This window comes from Bradyrhizobium jicamae, assembly GCF_018130215.1.
GTDB lineage: Bacteria > Pseudomonadota > Alphaproteobacteria > Rhizobiales > Xanthobacteraceae > Bradyrhizobium > Bradyrhizobium jicamae_A.
In genome coordinates this window covers 1-11795 of sequence record NZ_JAFCKQ010000005.1, presented here as the reverse complement: position 1 = coordinate 11795, position 11795 = coordinate 1, and the positions used below count along the sequence as shown (strand labels likewise).

At 66.4% G+C, this 11795-nt stretch carries 8 protein-coding genes; 5 read left to right on the top strand and 3 right to left on the bottom strand.

All coding sequences use genetic code 11. From position 1 onward, the window contains the following. Window positions 1–22: 22 nt before the first annotated feature. Genes JQ586_RS08825 through JQ586_RS08805 form a run of 5 tightly spaced genes read left to right on the top strand, consistent with a single transcriptional unit; the run spans window position 23 to window position 5413 of the window. Window positions 23–787, top strand: coding sequence for a class I SAM-dependent methyltransferase (locus JQ586_RS08825; RefSeq protein ID WP_212394142.1), 765 nt, complete (start codon window positions 23–25; stop codon window positions 785–787). Window positions 788–820: 33 nt separating this feature from the next. Further along, window positions 821–1474 (top strand): ABC transporter ATP-binding protein, encoded by a 654-nt coding sequence (locus JQ586_RS08820; protein ID WP_212394341.1) that lies wholly within the window; start codon window positions 821–823, stop codon window positions 1472–1474. Continuing rightward, window positions 1471–3930 carry an ABC transporter permease gene (locus tag JQ586_RS08815; protein ID WP_212394141.1) on the top strand — a complete coding sequence of 820 codons (2460 nt, stop codon included), beginning with the start codon at window positions 1471–1473 and terminating at the stop codon, window positions 3928–3930. Before JQ586_RS08820 ends, JQ586_RS08815 begins: the two co-directional genes overlap by 4 nt. Beyond that, on the top strand, window positions 3920–4999 hold the full coding sequence (locus JQ586_RS08810) for a lipocalin-like domain-containing protein (RefSeq protein ID WP_212394140.1): 1080 nt from the start codon (window positions 3920–3922) through the stop codon (window positions 4997–4999). The genes JQ586_RS08815 and JQ586_RS08810 overlap by 11 nt, the downstream gene beginning before the upstream one ends. A gap of 24 nt (window positions 5000–5023) precedes the next feature. Further along, window positions 5024–5413: an MAPEG family protein gene (locus JQ586_RS08805; protein WP_212394139.1), complete on the top strand. Its 390-nt coding sequence runs from the start codon at window positions 5024–5026 to the stop codon at window positions 5411–5413. A 78-nt stretch (window positions 5414–5491) separates the two neighbouring features. On the opposite strand, the gene JQ586_RS08800 is transcribed toward JQ586_RS08805, so the two are convergent. The 3 genes from JQ586_RS08800 to JQ586_RS08790 all read right to left on the bottom strand — a co-directional run bounded on the left by JQ586_RS08800 (window position 5492) and on the right by JQ586_RS08790 (window position 11220). Beyond that, window positions 5492–6682: an ABC transporter substrate-binding protein gene (locus JQ586_RS08800; RefSeq protein WP_212394138.1), complete on the bottom strand. Its 1191-nt coding sequence runs from the start codon at window positions 6680–6682 to the stop codon at window positions 5492–5494. A gap of 231 nt (window positions 6683–6913) precedes the next feature. Next, window positions 6914–10087: an efflux RND transporter permease subunit gene (locus tag JQ586_RS08795; protein WP_212394137.1), complete on the bottom strand. Its 3174-nt coding sequence runs from the start codon at window positions 10085–10087 to the stop codon at window positions 6914–6916. Continuing rightward, on the bottom strand, window positions 10084–11220 hold the full coding sequence (locus JQ586_RS08790; RefSeq protein WP_409334464.1) for an efflux RND transporter periplasmic adaptor subunit: 1137 nt from the start codon (window positions 11218–11220) through the stop codon (window positions 10084–10086). The genes JQ586_RS08795 and JQ586_RS08790 overlap by 4 nt, the downstream gene beginning before the upstream one ends. Window positions 11221–11795: the final 575 nt, after the last annotated feature.

Here is an 11795-nt window from a genome sequence, read left to right as displayed (position 1 = left end):
CATCACAGTCCGGGGTTGCTTCATGACACAATCGATCCTTCGCCGCGTGGCCATCGGCACCGCGCTCGCCGCCGTTGCGCTGCCCGTCGCACCCTGTGCCCGCGCGCAGGAGGCCGCTGCTCCCGACTATGCGGCGATCGTCGCGGCACCCGACCGCAGCGACGCCGACCGCCAGACCGACCAGCGTCGCCAGCCGGCCAGGATGCTCGCCTTTGCCGGCGTCAGGCCCGGCATGACGATCCTCGACATGGAGGCGAACGCGGGCTACAGCACCGAGCTGCTGGCACGCACCGTCGGCCCCACGGGCAAGGTCTACGCACAGGACTCCGCCGCCGTGATCGAGCGCTTTGTGAAGGACAAGTTCGACACCCGCGCCCAGAAGCCGGCGATGAAGAACGTCGTGCATGTGGTGCGCGACTTCGATGACCCGATCCCGCCGGAGGCCGCGAACCTCGACATGATCACCTTCTTCTTCGCCTATCACGACGTCACCTACATGCCGGTCGACCGCGCTGCGATGAACCGGAAGATGTTCGCCGCGCTGAAGCCCGGCGGCTTCCTCGTCATCGCGGATCATTCGGCCAAGCAAGGCGACGGCACCAGCGTCGGCAAGACGCTGCACCGGATCGAGGAAAGCACCCTGAAGCAGGAGATCGAGGCCGCCGGCTTCAGGCAGGTCGCCGAGGGCGATTTCCTGCATCATGCCGAGGATCCCAGGGACATTCCCGTCTTCAAGGCGCCGGTACCGATCGACGAGTTCGTCCTCAAGTACCAGAAGCCGCAGTGAGGTGCGGCCATCGCCTTGCCTGACCAGACCGCCCTGCTCCGTGTCACCGGGCTGACCAAGCATTACCGCACGGCGGACGAAGACGTCGCCGTGCTGCGCGGCGTCGACCTGACGCTGGCAACCGGCGAGAGCGTCGCGCTGACCGGAGAGTCCGGCAGTGGCAAGAGCACGCTGCTGCACCTGATCGCGGGGCTGGACGCCGCCGACAGCGGCGAGATCCGGCTCGGCGACACCCTGATCTCCGCGCTCGGCGATGCCGGCCGCGCCGAGCTGCGCCGCGACCGGCTCGGCCTCGTGTTCCAGCAGTTCAACCTGATCCCGAGCCTGACCGTATCGGACAATCTCGCCTTCCAGTCGCGCATTGCCGGCCGGCACGATCCGGCCTGGCATGACGAACTCGTCGAGCGCCTCGGCCTCGGCGCCTTGCTGAAGCGCTATCCGGAGCAATTGTCGGGCGGCCAGCAGCAGCGCGTCGCGATCGGCCGCGCGCTTGCGCCAAAGCCGCTGCTGCTGCTCGCCGACGAGCCGACCGGCAATCTCGACGAGGACACCGCCGACGAGGTGCTGCGGCTGGCGCGCGATCTCGTTGTTCGCACCGGCTGCGGCTTCCTGATGGTGACCCACAGCGCGCGGCTGGCCGCAACGCTGGACCGCCAGGTCACATTGCATGCCGGGGTCATAGCATGAGGCGCGCAGTCTGGGTCCTCGCCGTGCTGCTGAGCCACTGGCGGCGGCATCCGATGCAGCTTGCGACGTTGCTGATCGGCCTGATCTCGGCGACTGCGCTGTGGAGCGGCGTGCAGGCGCTGAACCAGCAGGCGCGCAACGCCTATGACCGTGCGGCTGCGACCTTCGGCGGCACGCGCACCGCGATGCTGGTCGCAAAGGACGGCGCGACCTTCCCGCAGAAGCTGTTCGTCGATCTGCGCCGCGCCGGCTGGCCGGTGTCACCGGCGCTGGAAGGCCGCATTCAGATCGACGGCCGCTTCTATCGCCTGCTCGGCATCGAGCCGGTGACCTTGCCTGCAGAGGTCGGCAGCGCGCCCGCGCTCGGCAAGGCAAGCCTGCAAGCCTTCGTGACGCCGCCCGGCGAGATGCTGGTGGCGCCGGAGACGCTTCGCGATCTTGCACTCGCTGAAGGAGCAAGGCCGCAGGCCAATGGCATCGCGTTGCCGCCGCTGCGTGTGCAAGGCGAGCTCGCGCCCGGCGTGCTGGTCGTCGATATCGGCTTCGCGCAACAGATCCTGAAGCTGCCGGATCGGCTGTCGCGCCTCCTGATCGGCAAATCCGGCGCGCCGCATCCGTCGCTGCAGAGCGTTGCCGGCGACAAGCTCCGCCTGATCCCGCCGAGCGCGGAAAGCGACCTCGAGCGGCTGACCGACAGTTTCCACCTCAACCTTACCGCATTCGGCCTGCTGTCGTTCTTCGTCGGGCTGTTCATCGTCAACTCCGCTGTCGGCCTCGCCTTCGAGCAGCGGCTGCCGATGCTGCGCACCCTGCGCGCCTGCGGCGTGTCGGCGTGGATGCTCAACACCGTCCTGGTCATCGAGCTGGTGTCGCTGGCGCTGATCGCCGGCCTGGTCGGCCTGGTCTGCGGCTATCTCATCGCGGCCGCGCTGCTGCCCGACGTCGCGGCCTCGCTGCGCGGGCTCTATGGCGCCCAGATTCCCGGGCAGCTTTCGCTGAAACCGGCCTGGTGGCTCGCCGGCGTCGCCATCAGCATCCTGGGCGCCCTCGCCGCCGCCGCCGCGAGCCTGACCAAGGCGATCCGCATGCCGGTCCTGACATCGGCACAGCCACAGGCCTGGCAGCAGGCGCAGCGGCGCTGGCTGATGTTCCAGAGCGCCGCCGCAATCGCGGTGTTCGCGGTGGCCGGCGGCCTGATCCGGTTCGGCGATTCCCTGATCGCGGGCTTTGCGGTGCTCGCCGCCTTGATGCTCGGCGCGGCGCTGATCCTGCCGATGGTCCTGCAAATCGCACTGACCGTCGGTCAGCGCAGCGCGCGAAGGCCTGTCAGCATCTGGTTCTGGGCCGACAGCCGCCAGCAATTGTCGGGATTGTCACTGGCGTTGATGGCGCTGCTGCTCGCGCTCGCAGTCAATGTCGGCGTCGGTACCATGGTCGAGAGTTTCAGCCGCACCTTCCTGGTCTGGCTCGATGGCCGGCTTGCCGCCGACGTCTATATCAACGCGACCTCCGACGCGCAGGCGACGAAGATCAAGGCCTGGCTGCGCGACCGGCCCGAGGTCGAGGCGGTCCTGCCCGGCGGCCGGGCCGACACGCAATTCGCGGGCGCGCCGATCGAGGTGCTCGGCCTGCCCGACCACGCCACCTATCGCGACAACTGGCCGTTGCTCGAGAGCACGGCGAATGCGTGGGTCCGGCTGCGCCCCGGCGACGCCTGTCTCGTCAGTGAGCAGCTGTCGCGGCGGATGAAGCTTGCGATCGGCGACCGGATCTCCGTGCCCGCATTTGGCGGCAACTGGACGCTCGAGATCGTCGGCATCTATGCCGACTATGGCAATCCCAGGGGCCAGATCGCGGTCAACTTCGCCGCTCTCACCCGGCACTTCCCGCAAGCGCCGCTGACCCGGATGGGCCTGCGCGTCGCGCCCGACAAGATCCCCGCACTGATCTCGGCGCTCCAGCAGACCTTCGGCCTCGACGACCGCAATGTCGCGGACCAGGCAACGATGAAGACCGAATCGAAGCGTGTCTTCAACCGCACCTTCTCGGTGACAGCGGCGCTGAATGCCTTCACGCTCGGCGTCGCCGGCATCGCGCTGCTCACCAGCCTGCTCACGCTTGCCAACTCAAGGCTGCCGCAGCTCGCGCCGCTCTGGGCGATCGGCCTGACGCGGCGCCGGCTCGCGGCGCTCGAGCTGCTCAAGACGATGTCGGTCGCCTTGATCACGGCGCTGTTCGCGCTGCCGCTTGGCCTCCTGGTCGCCTGGTGCCTGCTCGCGATCGTCAACGTCAAGGCGTTCGGCTGGCGGCTGCCGTTCCACGTGTTCCCGTTGCAGCTGATCGAGCTGATCGCGGTCGCGATGGCTGCCGCGCTCTGTGCGGCTGCGCTCCCGGTGGCTAGACTGGCGCGCATGCAGCCCGCCAGCCTGATCAGGATCTTCGTCAATGAGCGCTGACCTCACACGCCGCGCCTTCGCCGGCGGTGCGCTGGCGCTCGGCCTCGGCCGCGGCGCATTCGCGCAAGGCTTTGCCGGGCTCGGCGAGAGCGCCGACGGATTTGCCGCCGTCACGCCGGGCAGGCAGCTGGTCTTTCCGGACGATCACGGCCCGCATCCGGCGTTCCGGATCGAATGGTGGTACGTGACCGCGAACCTGTCCGACGCCGACGGAGCGGCCTATGGCGCGCAATGGACGCTGTTCCGCCAGGCGATGACGCCGGGACCTCCGATCGAGGGCTGGGCCAACCAGCAGGTCTGGATGGGCCACGCCGCCGTCACCAGCGCCACGACGCATCGCTTTGACGAAACGCTGGCGCGCGGCGGCGTCGGTCAGGCCGGCGTCGAGCTTGTGCCGTTCCAGGCCTGGATCGACGCCTGGGAACTGCGCGCGACCGACGGGTTCGACGCAGCCACCGTCGCGCCGCTCGACTTGAAGGCGTCGGCGGCCGGCTTCAGCTACGCCCTGCGTCTAGCGGCCGACCGCCCGCTGGTCCTGCAGGGCGACCACGGCTACAGCCGCAAATCCGATCGTGGACAGGCATCCTATTACTACAGCCAGCCGTTCTTCACCGCGTCCGGCACCATCACCATCGACGGGAAACCCGTCACCGTTACCGGGCATGCCTGGATGGATCGCGAATGGAGCAGCCAGCCATTGGCATCAGACCAGACCGGCTGGGACTGGTTCTCGCTGCACCTGCCCGGCGACGAGAAGCTGATGCTCTACCGCCTGCGGCAGCAGGACGGCCGCGAGAACCTGCTCGGCAACTGGATCACGCCGGACGGTCGCTCGGCAGAAATCGCCGCTGGAGGCAACAGCATCACGCCATCGGCCACCGCCGCGATCGGCGGCCGCAAGCTGCCGACCTCATGGCGCGTGAATCTTCCGGCGCGCGGCCTCGCCATCGAGACCACGCCGCTCAATCCGCACAGCTGGATGGGCACCAGCGTGCCCTACTGGGAAGGCCCGATCAGCTTTGCAGGCAGTCACGCCGGAGTAGGCTATCTCGAGATGACGGGATATTGAGAAGAGCAATGAGGGACGCCTGACATGTATCACTTCACGGCCATCGTCACCTGCCTTGCCGTCGCGTTCTACTTCTTCACCTCGACGCAGGTCGCGCGCGCCCGGGTCCGCTACGGCGTCAAGCTGCCGGCGATATCAGGCAATCCGGACTTCGAGCGCATCTTCCGCATCCAGATGAACACGCTGGAATGGCTGCCGATCTTCCTGCCGTCGCTGTGGCTGTTCGCGATCTATGTCGGTGATGCCGGGGCGGCTGTGGTCGGCCTGCTCTGGATCATCGGCCGCATCCTCTATTTCCTGGGCTACCGCGAGGCGGTTGCGAAGCGCAGCCGCGGCTTTGCGGTCCAGGCCATGGCCTGCATCATCCTGTGGGTCGGCGCGCTCGGTGGCGCGGCGTGGCGGCTGGTGCATTGAAGGCCCGGCGCCGCCACATGTTTCGCGTCGTCCCGGCCTTCGCCGGGACGACGCCTGTGTTGCTTAGCGAGCTCCGCCTCACTTCGTCAGCGGGCAGCCGCTCTCCTTCGCGGTGAAGAAGGCCTGGTCGCCGGGCACCACGGCGAGCTGCTTGTAGTAGTCCCACGGCTTCTTCGACTCCGAGGGCTTCTTGACCTCGAACAGGTACATGTCGTGCACCATGCGGCCGTTCTCCAGCACCTTGCCTTGTGCGAAGGCGTCGTCGACCGGCAGCTCCTTCAGCTTCTTGACGACGGCATCGCTGTCCTTGGTGCCGGCGGCCTTCACCGCCTTCAGATAGCTCAACGTCGCAGAGTAGGTGCCGGCGTGGATCATGCTCGGCATCCGGCCGGTGCGCTTGAAGAAGCGCTCGGAGAAGGCGCGGGTCTTGTCGTCATGATCCCAGTAGAAGCCTTCGGTGAGCACGAGGCCTTGCGCGGCCTCGAGCCCGAGGCCGTTGACCTCGGCCAGCGTCATCAGGAGGCCCGCGAGCTTCTGGCCCTGCTTGACGATGCCGAATTCGGCGGCCTGCTTGATCGAGTTGGTGGTATCCTGGCCGGCATTGGCGAGGCCGACGATCTTCGCCTTCGAGCTCTGCGCCTGCAGCAGGAAGGAGGAGAAGTCCGACGAGTTGAGCGGCACGCGGACCGATCCGAGCACCTTGCCGCCTGCGGCGGTGACGATCTCGCTGGTGTCCTTTTCCAGTGCATAGCCGAACGCATAGTCGGCGGTGAGGAAGAACCAGGTATCGCCGCCGGCCTTCACCAGCGCGCCGCCGGTGCCGACCGCCAGCGCGTGGGTGTCGAACGCCCAGTGGAAGCCGTAGGGTGAGCAGGCGCTGCCGGTGAGGGTCGAGGATGCCGCGCCGACCACGATATCGATCTTCTTCTTCTCCTTCGACAGTTCCTGCACCGCGAGCGCGACCGACGACGTGGTCAGCTCGGTGATCATGTCGACGCCATCGGCGTCATACCAGCGCCGCGCGATCGAGGTGGCGAGATCGGGCTTGTTCTGATGGTCGGCGGTGACCAGCTCGATCTTCTGGCCGAGCACCTCGCCGCCGAAATCCTCGATCGCCATCTTGGCGGCTTCGACCGAATATTTGCCGCCGTAGTCGGCATAGACGCCGGACTGATCATTGAGGACACCGATCTTGACACCCTGCGCCGAGGCCGGCGCCGCCAGCATCAGGCTGCACGCCGCGACTGCGGCAAGAAATCCCGATTTCATTTTTATGAACTCCCTCAGTTTCTATCAGGAAAAATCGGCGCGACATTATTTTATAACTGTGCGCCTGCCCATCGATTTCAGTTCAGCCAAAAGTATGGGCCTACAACGTCCGACCCTACCTCGAAGATCTCGTAGCCCGGATGGAGCGGAGCGCAATCCGGGGAAGGCGCATCCGCGGATAGATCGGCCCCGGATTTCGCCTTCGCTGCATCCGGGCTACATATTGCGGAGTCACCCCGCTGCGGACGCCGTCGACTCCACCGGCTTCGCCACTTTCTTGCCCTCGGCGAGGTTGCGCACCACCATGTAGAAGATCGGCGTGAAGATCAGGCCGAACAGGGTGACGCCGAGCATGCCGAAGAACACCGCGACGCCGACGGCCTGCCGCATCTCCGAGCCCGAGCCGGTCGACAGCACCAGCGGCAGCACGCCGAGGATGAAGGCGAACGACGTCATCAGGATCGGGCGCAGCCTGAGCCGGCAGGCCTCGATCACCGCCTCCAGCCTTGGCTTGCCCTCGAGCTCGATGTCGCGCGCGAACTCGACGATCAGGATCGCGTTCTTGGCGGCGAGCCCCACCAGCACCACGAAGCCGATCTGGGTCAGGATGTTGACGTCCTGGCCCATGATGCGCACGCCGATGGTGGCCGCGAGCAGGCACATCGGCACGATCAGGATCACCGCGAAGGGAAGCGTCCAGCTGCCATATTGTGCGGCCAGCACCAGATAGACGAACAGCACGCAGACCGGGAACACGTAGAGGCCGGCATTGGCGCCGTTGACCTGCTGGTAGGACAGGTCGGTCCAGTCGTATGCGAAGCCCGACGGCAGCGTCTGGTCGGCCAGCTTCTTCATGGTGTCGATCGCGGTCGCCGAGCTGACGCCGGGCAAGGCCTCGCCCTGCAATTCGGCGGCCGCATAGAGGTTGTAGCGCGCGACGCGATCGGGACCGGAAACGTCCTTGAAGTCCACGATGCTGCCGAGCATCACCATGTCGCCATTGCCGTTGCGCGTACGCAGCCGGGCGAGGTCGGCATTGTCCTTGCGGAACGGAAGGTCGGCCTGTGCGGTGACGTGATAGGTGCGGCCGAACAGGTTGAAGTCGTTGACATAGGTCGAGCCGAAATAGGTCTCGATCGTGTCGGTGACGTTCTGGATCGGCACGTTGAGCTTTTGCGCCTTGACGCGGTCGATATCGACGAACACCTGCGGCGTGTTGGCCGTGTAGGGCGAGAACACCGACGTGAGCCCCGGCGCCCTTCGCGCGGCCGCGACAAGCTCATCGGTGGCAGCGGCGAGCATCTGGGGCCCGCGCCCCTGGCGATCCTGGATGCGCATGGTGAAGCCGCCACCGGTGCCGATGCCCGGGATCGGCGGCGGCGGAATCACGATGATGAACGCACCCTCGATCGAGGCGAGCCGCTTGCGCAGGTCCGCGGTGATGACGGCCGCCGTCAGGCCCTTCTTCAGCCGCACCTCGGGATCCTCGAACACCGGGAACAACGCCGCAGCGTTGCTCGACTGCGTCCGTGTCGCGCCTGACAGTCCGGCGAAGGCGGCGACGCGGATGATGCCGGGCGTGTCGAGCGCCGCCTTTTCGATCTGGCGTACGATCGCGGTGGTTCGCGCCAGCGACGCCGCGCCGGGCAATTGCGCCGACACGATGATGTAGCCGCGGTCCTGCGCCGGGATATAGCCTTGCGGCGTGGTCGCGAGCAGCCATCCGGCGCTGCCGAGCAGACCGAGATAGACCACGAGCATGATCATGCGGTGCCGGATCACGAACCCGGCAAGGCCGGCGTAGAAATTCGACAACCAGTCGAAGGCGCGGTTGAACACGCCGGTGAAGCCCTCCCACGCGCGCGCGATCAGGTTCCAGGCCGCGGGCTTGCGGTGCTCCTCATGGGGCACCAGGATCTGCGAGGCCAGTGCCGGCGACAGCGTCAGCGAGCAGAAGCACGAGATCGCGGTCGCCACCGCTATCGTGATGGCGAATTGCTGGAAGAACAGGCCGGAGATGCCGCCGAGGAAGGCGGTCGGCACGAACACGGCGCACAGCACCAGCGCGATCGAGACCAGCGCACCGCCGACCTCCTCCATGGTCTTCAGCGCCGCCTCGCGGCGGCCGAGGCCATTGCGCAAATGCCGCTCGACATTCTCCACCACGACGATGGCGTCATCGACGACGATGCCGACCGCAAGCACGAGGCCGAACAGCGTCAGATTGTTCACGGCGTAACCGAGTGCCGCCATCGCGGCAAAAGTGCCGACCAGCGACACCGGGATCGCCAGGATCGGGATGATCGCGGGACGCCAGCCCTGCAGGAACAGCAGCACCACGATGACCACCAGGGCCATCGCTTCATAGATGGTCTTGATCAGCTCGTGGATCGACTGGGCGATGAACTCGGTCGGATTGTAGCCGATATTGTAGTCGAGTCCCTTGGGGAAGCTCGTCTTCAGCTTCTCCATGGTGTCCGAAATGCCCTTGGCGGTCGCCAGCGCGTTGGAACCGGGAAGCTGGGTCACCAGCAGGGCCACGGCCGTCTTGCGCAGCATGAAGCTGTTGGTCGAATAGTCCAGGGCTCCGAGCTCGACCCGCGCCACGTCACGCAGCCGCACCGTGCGGCCGCCCTCGCCGGCCTTGACGACGATGTCCTCGAACTGGGAGATGTCCTTGAGCCGTCCGGTGAAGGTGAGATTGGGCTGGAAGGCGCGATCGGATATCGGTGGACTGGCGATCTGGCCGCCGGTGATCTGCAGGTTCTGCGAGCGGATCGCCGTCACGACATCGGTCGCGGTCATGCCGAGCGTGGCGATCTTGTCCGGGTCGAGCCAGACCCGCATCGAGTAGTCGCGTGCGCCGAAGATCTGGATGTCGCCGATGCCGTCGAGCCGCAGCAGCTGGTCGCGGACCTGCAACAGCGCGTAGTTGGAGATGTAGAGCTGGTCGAGGCTGTCGTCCGGCGACAGCATGAACACGACCATCAGGATGTCGGGCGAGTTCTTGCGCGTGGTGATGCCGTTGCGCTGTACCTCCTCCGGGAGCTGCGGGGTCGCGATCGCGACCCGGTTCTGCACCAGCACCTGCGCCTGGTCGAGATTGGTGCCGATCTTGAACGTGATGGTGATGGTGAGCTGGCCGTTCGAGGTGGCCTGGCTGTACATGTACAGCATGTTCTCGACGCCGTTGATCTGCTGCTCGATCGGAGCGGCGACGGTATCGGAGATCGTCTGCGCCGAAGCGCCCGGGTATTGCGCGGTGACCACCACGGTCGGCGGCACGACTTGCGGATATTCGGCGACAGGCAGGGTGGGATAGGCAATCGCGCCGACGATCACGAGGACGATGGACAGGACCATCGCCAGGATCGGCCGATTGACGGACAGGCTTCCGAGATTCATGACTTGCCACCGCCGATCTTGCCGCCGTGCGGGGTCACCTTGGCCCCGATGCGGGCGCGCTGGATCCCGTCGATGATGACCCGGTCCTCCGCCTTCAGGCCGTCGCGGATCACCCGCAGGCCGTCGTCCAGCGGCCCGAGCGTCACCGCCCTCGCCTCCACGCTGTTGTCGTCCTTGACCACGAACACGATCTTGCGCGACTGGTCGGTGGCAATGGCCGTATCCGGGATCAGCAGCGCCTCGTAGGGCGAGGAGCCGATGATCCTGACACGGCCGAACTGGCCGGGCAGGATCGAGAGATCCTTGTTCGGGATGACGGCGCGGCTGCGCAAGGTCGCAGTCGAGACGTCCAGCCGGTTGTCGAGGAAGTCCATCGTGCCCTGATGCGAGGGCTTGGTCTCGCCGGTCAGCGTGACCTCGACCGGGTTCGGCGTGTCGCGCGAGCTCGGACGCTTGCCCTCGAACCAGAGCTTGCTGTTGCGCTGGTAGGTCGCCTCGTCGACGTCGAAATAGACGTAGATCGGATCGAGCGACACGATCGAGGTCAGGAGCGTCGCGCCGCTGTCGGCGCCCTGCACGAGATTGCCGGGGGTCACCAGATGGCGGCTGACGCGGCCGGTGATCGGCGCCAGCACATGGGTGAATTCGACATTGAGCTGCGCGGCCTTCAGCGTACCCTCGGCCTGCGTCTCGGCGGCATGCGCGGCCTGCAAGGCCTGGCGGCGCTGGTCGACCACCTGTTCGGAGACGGCACTGGTCTGCACCAGATTGAGCCCGCGGTCGAGCTCGCGCTTGGCGAGCTCCACCTTGGCACGCGCGTCGGCGAGCTGGCCGTCGGCCTGCAGCGCGACCGCCTCGAACGGGCGCGGATCGATGATGTAGAGCAGATCGCCGGCATGGACGATCGCGCCGTCCTTGAACTGGACGCTGTCGACGAAGCCGCCGACGCGGGCGCGGACCTGGACCTCCTCGATCGCCTCGAAGCGGCCGGTGAACTCATCCCAGTCGGTGACGGTGCGCTTGACCGGCTGCGCGACCGTGACGGGCGGCGCCGGCGGCGGGCCGGCTGCCTGCCCCTGGGCCTTCTGGTCGCAGCCGCCAAGCGTCAGCGCGATCATCAGGCCAAGCGGCAGGAGGGCGCGATGCGCAAGGTCGCGGCGCGATGTGGGCCCCGGGAATCTTGTGGGCCTCAAGCATGTTGCCGGACGGCCGGCTCCGTCAGTCGCACTCAATTCCGTCTCCCCATGGACCCGAATAGCGCAAATTGAAATTGTATTGATCGACGCGGATGGATCGCCCCAACGTCGCTGCGGCGGACGTCACAGATGTGACCGCTACCCAGTCTGTTCAAGACGGTGCCCGGATCAAGCAAATAGTTGGGCATTCTAAAGGTCTTACGACACGACACGGGCTTGACGGCGACGGGAATGGGCAAGTTCGCTGGCCCATCGGGCCTGCAACCGGGGGATATCGGCCCCGTTCGGGCCGATCGCGTGCTGGAACCGGCAAATCAGCAAAAACTGTCAAGCGCGCGTCGCAAAAATATTTCGGTTTATCGTAACGACAAATCAGTGTATAGATTTCCCCGTCTCACCCGATCGAGGGGCGCTCGCGATCGTCACGAACGTTGCGGTGGGATGCGGTGGACGCCGCATGCGTGACTGACGAGAGCGCATGAGGCGGACGGCGAAATCGTGCAGGCCTGACG

Excerpts from the sequence above, each read along its gene's own strand:
- JQ586_RS08810 (WP_212394140.1), top strand. The coding sequence starts at position 3,920 with ATGAGCGCTGACCTCACACGCCGCGCCTTCGCCGGCGGTGCGCTGGCG.
- JQ586_RS08795 (WP_212394137.1), bottom strand. The coding sequence starts at position 10,087 with ATGAATCTCGGAAGCCTGTCCGTCAATCGGCCGATCCTGGCGATGGTC.
- JQ586_RS08800 (WP_212394138.1), bottom strand. The coding sequence starts at position 6,682 with ATGAAATCGGGATTTCTTGCCGCAGTCGCGGCGTGCAGCCTGATGCTG.
- JQ586_RS08815 (WP_212394141.1), top strand. The coding sequence starts at position 1,471 with ATGAGGCGCGCAGTCTGGGTCCTCGCCGTGCTGCTGAGCCACTGGCGG.
- JQ586_RS08825 (WP_212394142.1), top strand. The coding sequence starts at position 23 with ATGACACAATCGATCCTTCGCCGCGTGGCCATCGGCACCGCGCTCGCC.
- JQ586_RS08805 (WP_212394139.1), top strand. The coding sequence starts at position 5,024 with ATGTATCACTTCACGGCCATCGTCACCTGCCTTGCCGTCGCGTTCTAC.